At 40.4% G+C, this 16892-nt stretch carries 10 protein-coding genes; 7 read left to right on the top strand and 3 right to left on the bottom strand.

Annotated elements, in window-relative coordinates; translation table 11 throughout:
* The first annotated feature begins 269 nt into the window (after positions 1-269).
* Positions 270-1526 carry a nickel-dependent lactate racemase family protein gene (locus NBX03_RS13790; RefSeq protein ID WP_250228354.1) on the top strand — a complete coding sequence of 419 codons (1257 nt, stop codon included), beginning with the start codon at positions 270-272 and terminating at the stop codon, positions 1524-1526.
* Between the two features lie 594 nt (positions 1527-2120).
* Here the strand turns inward: NBX03_RS13790 and NBX03_RS13785 are convergent.
* Together NBX03_RS13785 and NBX03_RS13780 are read right to left on the bottom strand one after the other, a co-directional pair.
* Positions 2121-4370: an extracellular solute-binding protein gene (locus tag NBX03_RS13785; RefSeq protein ID WP_250228353.1), complete on the bottom strand. Its 2250-nt coding sequence runs from the start codon at positions 4368-4370 to the stop codon at positions 2121-2123.
* A gap of 955 nt (positions 4371-5325) precedes the next feature.
* A complete protein-coding gene (locus tag NBX03_RS13780) occupies positions 5326-5862 on the bottom strand; it encodes an ECF transporter S component (protein WP_250228352.1) in 537 nt (178 codons plus the stop codon).
* Between the two features lie 180 nt (positions 5863-6042).
* On the opposite strand from NBX03_RS13780, the gene pdxR reads away from it, so the two are divergent.
* Positions 6043-7434 (top strand): MocR-like pyridoxine biosynthesis transcription factor PdxR, encoded by a 1392-nt coding sequence (pdxR, locus tag NBX03_RS13775; protein WP_250228351.1) that lies wholly within the window; start codon positions 6043-6045, stop codon positions 7432-7434.
* 285 nt (positions 7435-7719) lie between these two features.
* Here the strand turns inward: pdxR and NBX03_RS13770 are convergent, their stop codons facing one another.
* Entirely contained in the window at positions 7720-9153 is a 1434-nt protein-coding gene (locus tag NBX03_RS13770; protein WP_250228350.1) for a M20 family metallopeptidase, read from the bottom strand.
* A gap of 602 nt (positions 9154-9755) precedes the next feature.
* Here NBX03_RS13770 and NBX03_RS13765 point away from each other — a divergent pair.
* From NBX03_RS13765 to NBX03_RS13745, 5 genes are all read left to right on the top strand, one after another.
* Complete coding sequence (locus NBX03_RS13765) at positions 9756-10613, top strand: MerR family transcriptional regulator (RefSeq protein WP_250228349.1); 858 nt, start codon at positions 9756-9758, stop codon at positions 10611-10613.
* A gap of 444 nt (positions 10614-11057) precedes the next feature.
* Positions 11058-12464: an aminomethyl-transferring glycine dehydrogenase subunit GcvPA gene (gcvPA, locus tag NBX03_RS13760; RefSeq protein ID WP_250228348.1), complete on the top strand. Its 1407-nt coding sequence runs from the start codon at positions 11058-11060 to the stop codon at positions 12462-12464.
* Between the two features lie 78 nt (positions 12465-12542).
* Positions 12543-14105, top strand: a complete 1563-nt coding sequence (gene gcvPB / locus NBX03_RS13755) for an aminomethyl-transferring glycine dehydrogenase subunit GcvPB (RefSeq protein WP_250228347.1) — start codon at positions 12543-12545, stop codon at positions 14103-14105.
* Positions 14098-15222 (top strand): ATP-NAD kinase family protein, encoded by a 1125-nt coding sequence (locus NBX03_RS13750; protein ID WP_250228346.1) that lies wholly within the window; start codon positions 14098-14100, stop codon positions 15220-15222. The genes gcvPB and NBX03_RS13750 overlap by 8 nt, the downstream gene beginning before the upstream one ends.
* Positions 15223-15718: 496 nt before the next feature.
* A complete protein-coding gene (locus NBX03_RS13745; RefSeq protein ID WP_250228345.1) occupies positions 15719-16888 on the top strand; it encodes a hypothetical protein in 1170 nt (389 codons plus the stop codon).
* Positions 16889-16892 lie beyond the last annotated feature (4 nt).

Here is a 16892-nt window from a genome sequence, read left to right as displayed (position 1 = left end):
TTTTACACAGCTTAAAAACACAGACTTCCTTCAAAAACGGTATATTTTTAAGCTTATGGGAATACGCGTTTTTATTGCGGATTAAATTTATAGTAAATTTATCATGAAGAAGTAGCAAAAGCCTATTCCCTTAAGGCTCAAAAACACGGATTTCCTTCGGAAACGGTACATTTTTGAGCCTTCGTGAATATACGGCTTTGCTACTATTTAACTTTAAATTTACTATACTACAATGTGGCATCAATTCTTATATTTAGGAAGGGATAAAAATGGAGCTTGAATTTGGTTTTGGAACAGAAACAGAAAAAATTGAACTTCCCGAAGAAAACTTACTGGAGATTCTCCTTCCAAATCCGGTAGAATACGGTTTAAAAGGGGAGGCAGAGGTAAAAAGGGCCCTTCTTTCTCCTATAGGCTCAAAAAAACTTGGAGAAATTGTAAAGCCCGGAGAAAAAATAGCCATCATCACAAGCGATGTAACAAGGCCCCTTCCAACCTATAAAATAATGCCCGCACTTTTAGACGAACTTTACGATGCAGGGGTATCCCCGTCGGATATTACTCTTGTGTTTGCCCTTGGAAGCCATCGAAGGCATACGGAAGCCGAAAAGGAAAAGCTGGCAGGGAAAAGGGCATATAGCGAAATAACCTGCGTAGACGGCGATACAGCAGATTGCATACATTATGGAATAACATCTTTTGGAACGCCGGTAGATATCGTGAAAGTTGTAGCAGAAGCTGACCGCAGAATTTGTCTTGGAAACATAGAGTACCATTATTTTGCGGGCTACAGCGGAGGGGCAAAGGCAATTATGCCGGGGGTATCTACACGAGCCGCCATACAGAATAATCACAGCTATATGATAAGAGAAGAAGCCTGTGCCGGAAGGCTTTCCGGCAATCCTGTCCGGGAGGATATAGAGGAGGCCGCCGCCATGGTGGGGGTTGACTTCATTATAAATGTAGTCCTTGACGAGCATAAGGAAATAATTCATGCCGTTGCAGGGGATGCAGTTGCGGCCCACAGAGCAGGCTGTAACTTTTTAGACGGACTGTATTTAAAGAGAATTCCTGAAAAGGCAGATATTGTCATCGTATCTCAGGGAGGGACACCGAAGGATTTAAACCTTTATCAGACCCAGAAGGCTTTGGACAATGCCAAACATGCCGTAAAAAAAGGCGGTATCATAATCCTCATAGGTTCCTGCAGAGAGGGCCTTGGAGAAGCCGTCTTTGAAGAATGGATAAGAGAAGCGAAAGAACCTCAAAATCTTATTGAACGTATAAAAACAGATTTCAAGCTGGGAGGGCATAAGGCGGCGGCTATTGCAATGGTATTGGATAATGCTGATATATATCTTGTTTCGGAGCTTGAGGAGGATTTGGTAAGAAAAGCTTTTTTAAAACCCTATAAAAAAGCCCAAGATGCTTTTGACGATGCATTTAACAAACTTGGAAAGAATGCCACTGTCATTGCCATGCCCTATGGCGGTTCAACCCTTCCGAAATTAATAAATTACCAATAATAAAATATTTAATAAGAAAGCCCATATTACTTAAAAAAGTAATATGGGCTTTTTATAATTAAACATTAAAAATGAACTCGTCATAGTAAATTTCTTATAAAAAAGAGATAAAAGCCTATCTCTAAGGTCATGCCTTTTTATACTACTCAAAAAAGGGATTTTTATAGGAAGCATGGTGAAATCGCCTATATACCTAATGAAGACTAATTTAAAACAAGCTTAATTTAAGTATGTACAGCAATAGATAATAAAGCTTTCAATGATAAAAATCAAATAAAGGCAGTTTCACAAAATACTGCGTATTATATCTTATCTATAGCAAAACAATGAATTAGCGCAACAAAAATCGTATATTTTAAGCCGTTTATGAAAAATAGATTTTTGTTCTTACCTTAATCTTGTTTTGCTATAAATGCTTTTATACCGCTATACGTATTTGACTTTAGCACAAGATAATAGAAACGCAATAAGATTTTTGCTCCGCAAAATACTGCAAGATTAAATGCCGTAAAGGGTGTTTTGTCCAGTCAGGATTTTCCCCGCCTTATTTGACAATGCTGCTGTTTTTATGAATTCAAGTAATATACGGCTTTGCTATGGTTTCACTTTAAGTTCACTATAATCGTGGCGGGCAAGAGAAATTCCGCCGGTATAATGTTTTTTGAAGATTTCTTCTGTTATTTTTCCCGCATGGGTTATTTCCATTTTATCATTGTATATTTTTCTTAATACGTCTCCGATTTCTTTTTCAAGAGGGTATCTGTAGAAATAACTTAATTCCATAGCCATGGAATCTTTATTTACAGATTCCGTTATTAAACTAAGCCAAGGATATACTTGAAGTATTTCCATATCTTTATAAACGGGAGCATGCGGCGATGTACCGCCAAGCAATGTGAAAAGCCGTGCCTGAGGAAGGGCACATGCCCATTTAATAAAGGCTTCCGCTCCATCCGGGTTTTTGGAGCCGGAAAGTATGGCGAGGCCGCCGCCCCCCAAATAGGTAGACTGGCCTAAAAGAAATTCATACCCGATACGCCCGTCAATATAGTTTTTCTTTAAATCTAATATTCCGGGGGCATAAGAGGTTGAAATATGCTCCATTGCCGTGCTTCCTTCGGCAAAGGTAATGATACCTGTGTCTTTTCGGTTGGAGTCGCTTGAGATAATGGAATAAGAAAGCATCTCATAATAATTTTCAATTGCTTCCTGGGCGATATCCCTGTCAAATACCATTTCTCCTTTAGGGCTTGCGATGATTCCCCCCATATTTTTATACCTTAGCAGGAAATCCGTAAATAAAAGGGTATCGTCTCCCAAGATACTTGTTGTTCCGCTGATAACGGGAGAATCCTTGTTGATGGACCGGGTAAAGAATTTTGATATGAGATTATATTCCTCATAATCTGTAGGAACCTTAAGCTCTTTGCCGTATGCTTCAAAAAAGCCCCGGGAGATAATCGGGTCACTGAAAAGGTCCTTTCTGTAGGCCAGAAAATGAACGCTGATATCAAAAGGAATAACGCAGGGCACATTCTCTACATAGGAAAATGTATTAATCACATTGGGAAACATGGTAGCGGTTAATTGTTCAAAATCATGCTCCTCAAAAGGCACTAAAGCGTCCAAAGGAAACGACGGCGTTGTAACCAGATTCGTCCGCACAATGTCATATTCGGCGGTATAAGGGTTTTGGTACAGATAATCGGCAAGGTCAGATAAAAGCATCGTGTCAAAATTAAGGGATATACCGGTTTTTTTAGTAAAGCCCGGGGACATCTTTTTCAGCGCCTCGGAAGATTGGCTGGCAGCAAGGAGGATATTAAGAACCGTGCCTTTCCGGTTAAAATATATATTGTTTTCATGGGATTTATTTTTCCAGCCGTCCGGTTCCAGATAGAGATGCTCTGATGAGGGTTTATTGTGTTCCGGATCCAGAAGCTCTGCCATTTGATCGCTTACTTTTTTTCCAAGCTTTGAATAGTCAAGGATATATTGGTTAAGACCTTCCCGATTTTCTGCATTGGGGCTTGGGACAACGGCTATGATTACCGGAAGTTTTTCACATATGATATTGTCATAGGCTTGAAGAATAACGTGGTAATCATTTTTACCGGTGGTTACGATAGCGTCGGGCTTTTTGCAGAGACTGATAAGCTCAAGTACAGATTTAAGCTGGACAGTGTAATCGGATTGAATGCTGTGGACGGAAACATCTTTGCCGGATTCCTTGATATATTCCATGAAGCCTTCTTCAAACATAGATTCACTTGAATAATAGTCAAGCCCTGTCATAAGGCCGATATTGGAACAGCCTTCCGAAAGGACCTTTTTTGCGGCTATTTTGCCGGCAGCCTTATAATCAAAGCCTATAAAGATATCATTGCTGCAAAACTCCTGTTCAACGAAAATAACTTTTCCGCCTCTTTGCTTTACCGGCTCATAGGCCTCTTCAGCATCTTTACATGAGGTTACGGTAACGACGCCGCAGGCTCTAAGGGTTGAGATGGTATTGATAGCATTTTTTTCAACATAAGGAGAATCTCCGGTAACAAAGAGCAGAACGATATAATTAAGCTCCTGAAATATTCTATGTACTGATGTAAAAAAAGCCGAATATTTCGGCTGAATAACATTAGGCAAAATAACTGCTATTATTTTTGCAAGGCCTGATTGACTGCGCAATTGGCTGGCTGGAGCGTTAATAATATAATTTAATTCTTTGGCGGCATTCATGACCATTTTTATTCGTTCAACAGAAACATTTCCTTTATTATTCAAAACATTTGAGACGGTTCCCTGAGAGACCTTTGCCAAACGCGCGATATCCTTCATCGTAGCCATAAAAAAACCACTCCCTATATATAATGGATATACTTATTAAACTTAAAACTGTTAAGTTTGTTTACTATAGCTATAGTAAATTTAAAGTTAAACAGTAGCAAAGCCGTATATTCACGAAGGCTCAAAAATGTACCGTTTCCGAAGGAAATCCGTGTTTTTGAGCCCTAAGGGAATAGGCTTTTGCTACTTCTTTATGATGAATTTACTATAATCTTATCTGAAACGATTGAAAAAGGCGTAAGATGAATTACGCTTTTTATAATAAAAGGGAAAGAATATGTTGTCGGTGGTATTGCACTTTTAGGTAAATGAAAGCCGGAGCATGCCTGAAAGATAAAAAACAGTTCGTGTGTCAAAGTTTTCTGTTCTGCTGGAAGGCATACTATATTTTCTATATAATAGGGCTGTTTTCAGATACAGCCTAATACTTCTATATTAAAGGAGGGTTAAATATATTATTAAGCCGCAAGCTTTTATTTTAAATGATAAGGGGAGTAAAGCTTTATACTAAAAACTATATAAATATTATATATAATTAACATTTAAGTAGCAATAGCAATAAGTTCTTTAAGGGCTGTTTTTGCTTTCCTTATTAAAGAGCAGTTCAATCTAGCTTAGGCTAAGGGCTTACACGGCTACTTATATCTGATTATCAAATGCCAGGTAGGCCAGCAGCCATAGATTTATTTAAACGTAATTGGGGCTTCCGTTTATAAATTATACAGATGGAGATATTTTAGAGCCAATAATATTTTAATGAAGTTTAATTCAGGAATAATAAGCTTAGCTGATGGGGCTAAGCAATTGCGAAATAAAGTATCTTTATACAGGAAGGTAAATTTTTAATAATTAGAGTTGATTGTTTTAACAAATAAAAAACTCAAGGTTTTTAAGAAGCCTTGAGTTTTTTACTTGCTTATATAAAGGTTCAAGTATGAAAGACCGCGTTTTAACATTATGCCCTTTGAACATTATGGCATATGGGATAAAGAATACGTACTGCCGGCAAAGAAATTACGGCTGCAAGCCCCATCTGCATGAGATTTCCGGGGATTGAACCTAAGGGTATGACCCAGTTTCCATAAAGCAGGACTTCTGCGGCATAATAGCCGGTTACTTTGATAATGGCGGCCGTTATTATTGCCATAATAAGACGAAAGGTGCTGATGCGGCCGGTGCTATGAGCAATCACCCCTATAATATAGCCCATAAGCCCTACGATTATAAAGGTAAAAGGCGCCCAGGCGGCCCAGCCGGAAACTAAATCAAACAGTGCCATGCCGAAGGCTCCGGCAACGGCGCCGGTTTTACGCCCATACAGAGCTGCGCCAAGTATCAGAGGCACATTGCCAAGATGAACAAGCCCCCCGTTACTGGCAATAGGCAGGCGGAGATTAATAAACATAGTCGCCACAAACACCAAGGCAATAAAAAGCCCTCCTGTGGCAATGGATCGGATTGTGTCAGAGGTGTTTTTTACATTGGAACTCATGACAGCACCTCCTTTTCTTCTATATGTATTTGTGGCTTTTTGACAGCAAGTATCTTTTTTTCTTGAATCATATTTTCCACTCCTTGACTTATCTTTTTGCTATAGCTATAATACAATGAATCTGATACTACTTAAAATGCCAGTTTTTGATTATTTTTAGATACCAGATAGGAGAGCACTATGATTCATTTATCCTTTAACCCTAACAGCCCCCCGTTATACCAGCAGATATATCAGCAATATAAGCAGCAAATTTATCAGGGAATATGGAAGGCTCACGAAAGGCTTCCTTCCAAACGTACTTTGGCAGCGGAGCTTGGGGTAAGCATTACCACAGTGGATACGGCCTATGCCCAGCTTGTTTCGGAAGGGTTTATTCAGCCTTTGCCTAAAAAAGGCTTTTTTGTCTGTCCTTTGGAAACCCTTACCCAAAGGCAGCCCAGAGTGATAGAGCCTTACAGTGAAAAAACAGAAGAAAAGACGGTGCTTGTTGATTTTTCAACAGATGGGATTGATGAAATACATTTTCCTTATAATACTTGGCGAAGGATAATGAAAAATGTATTTAACGAATATGACAAGACCCTTCTGAAACGCACCTCTTCCCAGGGGAGCGAAGAGCTTCGGGAGGCCATTTCAAAATATCTTTATGAGGCCCGGGGAGTGAACTGCCGGCAGGAGCAGATTGTAGTAGGGGCGGGGGTTGACAATTTGCTTCAGATTTTAAGCTATATTCTGGATAAAAGCTGGACCATCGCAATGGAAAACCCTGTCTACAACAGGGCATATCAAATGTTTAACAGAATGGGGCACAAGGTACTGCCGGTGGATATTGACGGCGAAGGCATTCCGGTAGAGCCCCTGCAGGAAAGAAATCGCGTGGCGGTATATATTACCCCTTCCCACCAGTTTCCTTTGGGTATCAGTATGCCCATCGGCCGTCGGGTGCGGCTTCTCAATTGGGCAAAATCCCATAAAGAGCGCTATATTATTGAAGATGATTATGACAGTGAATTCCGCTATAACACAAAGCCCTTGCCCTCACTGCAAAGCATCGATACCCATGGCAGGGTGATTTATCTGGGAAGCTTCTCAAAATCCATTGCCCCCAGCCTGCGCATTAGCTTTATGGTGCTGCCGGATTCTTTGCTCCATATTTACCGGCAGGATTACGGAGTGTTTTCTTCTCCTGTTTCAGGCTTTGAGCAGAAGGTACTGAATGAGTTTATTCGCCAAGGGCATTTTGAACGGCATCTAAATAAAATGCGGCTGCTCTATAAAAATAAAAGGGCCCTGATGGACGAAGAGCTCCGTGCCTTTGACGGCAAGATACAGGTCAGCGGCGAGAGTGCAGGTCATCATCTGCTGGTTCGGCTGAATGCCGGCATGAGTGAGGCCGAGATGTGCCGGTCCGCGCTGGAAAACGGAGTGCGGGTTTATCCCATATCGCCTTATTTTGTAGGCAAAATGCCTTGTCAATATGAAGGCAATGTATTGCTGGGCTATGGCGCTCTTTCACACGAGGAAATCCGCTTGGGAATCGCTCTGCTTAAAAAGGCGTGGCTGCAGTAAAAAGTTACGCCATGGCAGGCTTTTTATATAAACTGATGGGAATATCCTATGGTTTCCTTACGAGTTAATTTATTATAAAGGAAATTCACTATGTTTCCTGCGGAAATCCGTATTTGTAAGTTTATAATAAATCACGTTCTTCTTTATAAGAATTTACTATGTTAATTTTAAATACTGCGCTTTATGCATTACTGCATCAATTATGCAAATAAATCTGTTTTACGGCAAAATGGCCCTTGCTTCGGAAACTTCCGAGGCAAGGGCCGAAATATTAAAGGATTATGCTTACCTTGGCATTACTTCAGGGGGGATTGCACTTTTATAAACATAACCGTTGAGGTTTGCTAAATGCTCAGCCTGTATTTTTTCAAGAAGCTCTGGAGTGTTAATAAGGTCAAGAGCCGTCATAGCAATGGTTTTTCCTGCGGCAATCGCGGCCTTATGAGCTACGCTTGATTTTCCAACGGCTACCCACTGCCATGAATGGGGCGGGGTTCCGTTTGCCGTAGAGGCAATGGAAAACTGACAGGTAGGCGTTACCCAGCTGACATCGCCCACGTCGTTAGAGCCCATGAGAGGTTTATTTGGGAAGAGGGGCGGCTGAAGGAAGGTATTGATGGAGCTTTTGGACATTTCAAGAATTTCTTCATCGGATTTGTCGGGATTGCTGTTTTTAAGATTTTGGAAAATACGCCTTTTGGTAGATTCACTAAGCTGGTCATAAAATTGCTGCATATATTCGTACTCTTCCTTAGTATACTCTAAAGGTGCAACAAGCTTAAGATTATCATAAACAGCCAAAGAAAGCTCTTTATTAATAAGTACATCAGAGGCGGCAGAGTCAAACTCGATTGTAAGCTCTGTATCCGTCATCATGGCGGCGCCCTTTGCTATGCGCACGACTCTATCGTATATTTCCTGAACCTGCCAGGTTTTCGGTGCTCTTACAAAGTAATACAGGGTTGCTGTAGGCTGTACAACGTTTGCCGATAAGCCACCTGCGTCCATGAAGGCATAATGAATACGGCCCTCATCTATAATATGCTCCCTTAAGAAATTTACGCCGATATTCATAAGCTCGGCGGCATCAAGGGCGCTTCTTCCATGTTCAGGGGCGTTGGCGGCATGGGAGGAGATGCCTTTAAAGTGGAAATAAGCCTGAAATACTGCCAGGCATGAAGTGTCCATAATGCCTGTAGAAGACATGGGGTGCCATGTGAGGGCGCAGTCTAAGCCGTCAAATACGCCGTCTCTTGCCATGAAGGCTTTGCCGTAGCCGCTTTCTTCCGCCGGACAGCCGAACATCTTAATTGTACCGGGGATATTGTGCTTTTCCATATAATCCTTTATGCCTACGGCTCCGGCAATTGCACCGGTGCCAAGAAGGTGGTGCTGACAGCCATGACCGTTGCCGCCTTTAACAAGCTGCTTTTCCACAGGGCAATCGGCTACCTGACTCATGTTGCCTAAAGCGTCATACTCGGCCAATATGCCGATGACCGGCTTGCCGCTGCCGTATTCTCCGACGAAAGCATGCTCCATGTTGGCAAGGCCCCTGGTGATTTTAAAACCCTCATTTTCAAGAAGCTCACACCAAACATTGGCAGATTTTTCCGTAGCAAAACGGGTTTCTGCAAATTCCCAAACCTTATCGTTGCCGTCGGTAAAAAGTTTGGTTTTCGCGTCAACGAGTTCCATAATCTCTTTTTTTGGGTCCATAATATTCCTCCTTTGATTTATGGTAAAATAACTTTCTAGTTAAAAAATTCCTCAGATACTGCCGAGCTCAATCACGGTTATTTTTAAATAAAATCTCTGATATGTATTCTTATTTTAAAGTAATCCAATCTGTTTATAAATACATCATATCTTATATAAATTATAGTGTCAATGCGGCGAATTTATCGAAAAATCAACGAATAATACGTCTTTTTGCCTATGAAATTTTAAAGGGCCCATAGGCAAAAAATAGTGATTTTAAGAAGAATTTAGGATAAAATTTTGATTTTATTGATGGCTGTGGCTGTGTGTTTTTAAGTTTATTGCTTTACTCCACTTTCACTAAATATAATTATCATATAGATATTTATAAATAAGCAGAAATCTAGTGATATCAGGCTTAATAAAGCATCCGCTGAAAGGAGATTATTTTATTTAAACCTTATGGTGTTAACCCTTTGGTCAATTTGACAGTTTTAAAACAAACTATGGCGCATATAGATTAAAATGGGGTAGAATTTGTACATAAGCCTTACGGTTATAAACCAAATTATTTATATTATCTGTAACCTGTAAATATACCAGCGTATCGGGTGATTCATATGAAAATTATAAAGAAGAAAAGATATTATACCATAGGCCAGTTTTCAAAAATAAGCAATATTCCCATAAAGCAGCTCAGGTATCTGGATAATAAGAAGATCCTATCTCCAAGCATTAGGGAGATACATAATAATTACCGTTATTACAGCTATGAGCAGCTTGATAAGGTTATCCTTATAAAAAATTTGGGAAACCTTGGATTTTCTTTTAATGAGGTTTTTAAGATTATGGAAGACGGCAATCTGGAAAACTTCATAGAAGACCTCAGGAAAAATATCGGCAGAAAAAAAACAGAATTAGACAGAGCCCTTCAGGCTTATGAAGATAATATCACCTTTTATAAAAGCGTTACGGAAGTTTATATGAAATGTGCCGGGAAAAAGGCGGAAGAAAGTTTTGAAATCATAACTATGCCGGAAGCAAAGATTATAGGAATCAGAAGCCATTATAATTCCAATGTAAATGAGCTTTTTATAGATAGAATGGCACAATTGCAGAATTTGGCAAAAGATAATAATATTTCGGTAAATAAAGAACTTTGTGCCTTTTTACACAGCGGCTATATGAGGCAGTTTACGGAAAGCTACGGAGACCTCGAAACCTTCTTTACGGTTAAGGACACCAATATTGTATCTTCCGATCATATTAGAACATTTCCTTCATTTAAATCCATAAAGGGCCTGCACAAAGGGTCTTATTGCGATTTAGAGGATTTTTATAAGAAAATGGAATGCTGGGCCCAAAAGAATAATATCCCTCTTACAGGCAAATCCCTTGAAGTATACCGCATGGGACCTGATATGGTTCCCAATGAGGAAGACTATGTAACAATTATATTTTTAGAGATAAAAGAATAGGATAGTATAAATTTTAAGTAAAACAGGAACAGAGATTTTATATCCATGTTTTCTAAAAAATATCGTTTCCGAAGGAAGCCATGTTTCTAATTTACAGAAACTGGCTTTTGCTGTTTCTTTATAAGAATTTACTTTACATAAAACCCTCTTACGCAGGAGGGTTTTTTATTTTGCCATAAATCATTCTTTGTTGTTGTATATGACTATATATACAATGAAAAATTGTATAAACAGCTTGTATCTATTGCAAAGTTACATATGATTTAAGGATTTAGAGAATAGTAATATAAAAATAATACATAAAACAGGAAGAAATAATATTGATTTTATATAAATTTACACTATATACCTTTCATCGTGAGAGGGTTTTAGAATAATATCAAGGGAAACCATTTTAATCTCTTTAAAGATGAATCATTGTCAATACAGAAAAGGAGGATTTTTATGTGTAAAGAAAAAATTGTATATCCATATATTCCAAACTCTGCACCGGAAGCACAAAAGGAAATGATGGATTTTGTGGGGGTAAAAGACCTTTGGGATTTATATGAGGAGATTCCCGAAAGCTTAAAATTCAGAGAAAAGCTGGACATACCCGATGCCATTCTTGATGAATACAGCATTAAAAAACACACGGAAAAAATACTTGCAAAGAATAAAAACTGCAGTGAATATACTAATTTTTTAGGAGCAGGCTGTGCCCAGCATTTTATCCCTGCAGTTGTTGATGAAATAACCACAAGGGGAGAGTTCCTTACCTGCTACGGGGCTGAAAGCTGGGCAGACCACGGAAAATACCAAACCTTCTTTGAGTATAATTCCATGCTTGCAGAGCTTCTTGACACAGAGGTTATGAGCGTTCCCCAGTATGACGGCGGTCAGGCTGCAGCCACTTCTTTAGCCATGGCAAATAGAATCAACGGCAGAAAGCAAGTTCTTCTGCCTGAGCTTATGAATCCCCAGAACAAATCCGCAGTAGAAAACTATATGGCCTCCGTTCAAAAGGAATTGGAAGTTGAAGTCGTATATGTAGGCTATAATAAAGAAACAGGCGCCATTGATATGGCGGACTTTAAGAATAAAATAAATAGCAATGTATCAGCGATATTAATTGAAAACCCGGGATTTTTAGGGGTTTTAGAGCCGAATGCAGAAGAAATCGGGAAGCTTGCAAAAGACGCCGGTGCGGAATTTATCGTTTATGTGAATCCCATTTCTCTCGGCGTCATGGAGGCGCCTTCAAATTACGGCGCAACTATTACCTGCGGAGATTTACATAGCTTAGGCCTTCATCTTTCCTGCGGAAACGGGCAGGCAGGATTTATTTCCACAAAGGCAGAGGCCAAATATCTCAATAACTATAAAGATTTTATATACGGCATGGCAGAGCCGGAGGTAGAAGGGGAATACGTATTCGGAAACATGCTTATTGAACGTACCCACTATGCAAAAAGGGCCTTCGGAAAAGAATATACCGGAACAGGCACAAATCTCTGGATGGTTTCCGCCGCCGTATACATGGCTTTAATGGGCCCTAAGGGAATGGAAGACGTAGGCTCTGCGATTCTCTATAACAGCCAGTACGCAAAGAAAAGGTTTCAGGAATTAAAGAATGTCGAAATTAAATTTGACAGTCCGTTTTTCATGGAATTTGTTGTGGATTTCAGCAAAACAGGAAAAAGCGTTTCAGAAATTAATGAAAAGCTCCTTGAGTATAAAATATTCGGCGGATACGACCTTTCAAAGGATTTTGACGGGCTTATAAACTGCGCTCTTTATTGTGTAACAGAAATCATCTCTAAAGAGGAAATCGACGGGCTTATGGAAGCCTTAAATGAAATTCTAGCTTAATAATATTTTGAAAGAAAATGAAAAGATAAATTCACTTAAGAAATTCGGCAAATAATCTTTAAAGAAGGGAGAATATATATGGATCAAAAGACATTACTGCGCAATTTCCATGAAGCAAAATGGGATGAACCTATTATATTTGAAATGAGTACAGCAGGGGAAAGAGGCGTTTTGGTTCCTGATGCAAGCCGTGAAATAAAAGAAGAAATTAAGGAAGAAAAAGCCATTATACCGGAAGGGTTAAGAAGAAAGAAGGCCCCCTGCCTTCCGGAGGTTGGACAAATGAGAGTAAACAGGCATTACATGCGGCTTTCCCAAGAGGTATTGGGAAATGACATCAGCGTAGACATCGGCCAAGGTACCTGCACCATGAAGTACAGCCCTAAGGTTCAGGAGCATTTAGTTTCCAGAAACCCGAATATTGCAGACGTTCACCCATTGCAGGACGAATCTACCATACAGGGGATACTTGAAATTTATCACCATACGGAAAACTATCTTAAAAGCATTTCCGGTATGGACGTATTTTCATTCCAGCCGGGAGGCGGTGCCCATGCCATATATACAAATGCGCTTATTATAAGAAAGTATTTTGAGGACAAAGGGGAAAACAGGGACGAAATTGTGACTACCATCTTCTCGCACCCCGCCGATGCAGGAGCCCCTGCCACCTGCGGATATAAGGTAATAGACCTTATGCAGGATAATGAGCTTGGCTATCCTGCTTTGGAAGCCTTTAAAGCGGCATTATCTGAAAAAACGGCCGCCGTATTTATTACAAATCCTGAGGATACAGGGATATTTAACCCAAGAATAAAAGAATATGTAGAAGCCGCCCATGCCGTAGGTGCCATCGCCGTATACGATCAGGCAAACGTGAACGGTATTATGGGTATCACAAGGGCTAAAGATGCTGGCTTTGACTTGATTCATTATAATTTACATAAAACATTTTCCTCTCCTCACGGCGGAATGGGCCCCGGCGTCGGTGCCTTAGGGGCAAAGGAATTCCTTAAGGACTTTCTGCCTAAGCCTGCCGTTGTAAAAGAAGGAGAACAATTCAGGCTTGACTACGATATAAAGAAAAGCGTAGGCAAAGTAAGGTCTTTCTATGGCAATGCCGCTATCGTGGTAAGAGTCTATATGTGGCTGCGCTCCTTGGGAAGCGACGGTGTAAGGGAAGCTGCCATGTGCGCCGTTTTAAATAATCAGTATACAGTTAAAAAGGTTTCTGCCATAAAAGGCGTTACCATGTATTATGCTGAGGGCAAAAGAAGAATCGAACAATGCCGCTATAGCTGGGAACAGCTTAAAAACGATACGGGCTTCGGCACGGAAGACGTACAGAGAAGGCTTGTAGACTACAGTATGGAGCATTACTGGGAATCGCATCACCCCCATATTGTGCCTGAACCTTTTACCCTTGAGCCTACAGATTCTTACAGCAAAAAGGACATTGACGAATTCGTAGCAGTTCTTGAGAAAATCGCATGGGAATGCTATAACCAGCCGGAAATCATAAAGACAGCCCCTCATAACGCCCCCTGCCACGGCATTAAAAACTATTATGAAGAAAACCCTGAAAATGTAATATGCTCATGGAGACAGTATTTAAAAAAGAAGGAAAAGAAAAATGCATAAAATCGGCCTCATTATAAACCCTGTTGCAGGCATCGGCGGAAGAGTAGGCTTGAAGGGCAGCGACGGGGAGGATATTCAACGGCAGGCTTTTGAAAAGGGCGCCGTTATGGAAGCGGAGAATAAAACAAAAATTGCCCTTGAAGGCCTGCTGCCTATAAAAGAAGCGCTGTTTTTTCTCACTGCCCCGGGGATTATGGGAGAAAATTTGCTTCAATCCATGGGTTTTTCTTATAAGGTCATAGGAAAGGCGAAACCTGAAAAAACAAGCCATGAGGATACGGAAGAATCTGCAAGGCTTATGAAAGAAGAAAAACCGGAAATATTAGTCTTTGCCGGCGGAGATGGTACGGCAAGAAATATATATAATGCCGTAGGTATTGATTTAACCGTTATGGGCATCCCTGCCGGCGTGAAGATACATTCTGCTGTTTATGCAAATAATCCAAAGTCTGCAGGAGAAGCCCTAAGGCTCTTTTTGGAAAGCAGAGTTAATATTAATGTGCTCCAATGTGAGGTCATGGATATTGATGAGGCGCTTTTCAGAAACAATAGAGTTCAGGCAAAGCTTTATGGATATTTATCCGTACCCCAGATAAAAAACCTGATGCAGCACCCCAAATCAGGGGCGAAATATCAAAGCCATGATATTGAGGGCATTGCAGAGGAAGTTATAGATATTATAAATAAAGGGGATCAGGATACCCGTTATATTTTCGGCACGGGAAGCACGACCTTCAATATTCTTAAACATATGAATATTGAAGGCACCCTTCTTGGAATCGATGTTATCTATCGAAACGAAATTCTTATGAAAGACTGTACCGAAGACCAAATATTCCATCTTATTGAAGGAAAGAAGGTTAAACTCATTCTTACTGTCATCGGCGGGCAGGGCCACGTTTTCGGCAGGGGAAACCAGCAGCTTAGCCCAAGAGTGATTCGGAAAATTGGTACGGAAAACATCATAATCATTTCTTCCGCGGATAAAATTTATAATCTGCCGGGGAATATCCTTCTTGTGGATACGGGAGATACTGCGCTGGATAAGGAAATAGCCGGCTATCGCCAGATTATCACCGGCTGGCAGGAAAGAATAGTATGTAAGATTTCTGATTGATTTGTAAGGCCAAAAGATGCCTTCCGGTAAAAAGATTAAAGTATTTTTTAAACGTGTCTGAAAAGGCCAAGGCCTGGTGAATTTACCATAAAACAGGCCTGCATCCTTAAAAATACTCGGATACTTATTTTCCGGCAGATTACTTATTTTTGTTTAAAATTCATTAAATTTAGAGCTGTATTTCTAACATAGAGGCGGTTTAACTATTTTCAGGCACTGCCTACTATAATAGTAGATTTATTATAGAGAAGTAATAAAACCGATTTCCTAAAGACTCAAAATACGGATTTTCTTTGGGCACAGTACATTTTTTGAGCCTTAAGAATATAAGGCTTTGTTACGGCTTGACTTTAAATTTACTATAACGCCCATTTTAATTTGTTCCATACTTTTTGACCCTTTCCCATGGATTCTTGTATTAAATAGTTTCGGAAATTTATTGGGGCATGATTTTCTAAAACATGCCCCGGCATCTTAATAAAAGAGAGGTGTTAATATGCGCAAAAAAATAGTACCGGCTTATATAGCAACCGTTTTGGCGATTATACTGCTTTTTGCGGCAATGAGTTCTATTGAGCCGCTGATTGAAAGCAATGCTTATATCCCCGGGTTTGTCGATATTTTACTGAAAGCCGCCGAAGGAAGCTTCCTCCATCGGATATTTTGGTTTTTCGGAGATATGACGGAAGCCTATTTCTTTAAATCGATATTTGCTGCGGCGGGGCTTATTATATTTGCTGTAATTGCTGACAGTCTTGAAAGAAAAGGAAGGCCTTTTATGGGGGTTCCTGCTTTGGGCGGAAGCGGAATGTTCTGGCCTGTTATAGCCACAGCCGTCATAGGGCTTATAATCACAAATATAGTTTACTTTGAGGCGGGGGCATGGACGCCTACCTTTGCACCCTTTGTAAGTACAGCGCCGACTTTGGTTCTCTTATTCGGCAGAAGCCCTAAGAAAATAGTTACCTCAGGGGTATTGGCGGGCTTTCTTACATATCCTGTTTCTAATTGGCTTTTTATGAACGTTGCCAATCCTTTAGGCATTCCCGGCTTCTGCGGTGTAGCTTTAGGCATGGGAATTGTTACGATTATATGTATTGAACTGTGCAGAATAATTCCTTGGATGAATGAAAAAGACCCTGTGAAGGAAACGAAAGAGCCTAACAAAGAAGAAGCAGGCCCCATGGAAGGCAGCAAGCTCTTTTACACCCGTATGCTGGCAGACCCCGGGGAGCCGGTTTTCTGGGGAAGCCCCTTAGCTACCGTAGGCCTTTATTCAGGGGCCATCATAGGCTGGTTATTAAATCCCAATAGCATTAATTATGCTTCCGACCGTTTTCCTGTATTTCTTTTCGGAACCCTTCTTACCGCAGCTACGGCGCTTTTTGTCTGGTATCCCAAATATTTGAAATCAGGCTTTGCCTTTACCTTTATCTGTGCCGTAACCACCGGCTCTGTGCTGAACACCTATAGTATACCTATGGTGACGTTAATTTTAACAGTAATCGTTTCTGCCGCTGTAATGCCGGCTTTAGTTCACTTCTTATTAGAAAAAATTAAGATTACCCAAAGATGGCATCCCTGCCCCATAGCGCTGATATGTCTTGGGCTGGTGTCCGGCGTCTGGTCAATGATTATTATGCATGTACCGTTTTTAATGGGCTGATTAT

The organism is Anaeropeptidivorans aminofermentans, from assembly GCF_940670685.1.
Classification (GTDB): Bacteria; Bacillota; Clostridia; order Lachnospirales; family UBA5962; genus Anaeropeptidivorans; species Anaeropeptidivorans aminofermentans.
The sequence above is the reverse complement of the archived record's forward strand: the minus strand, read 5'-3'. Positions and strand labels throughout refer to the sequence as shown.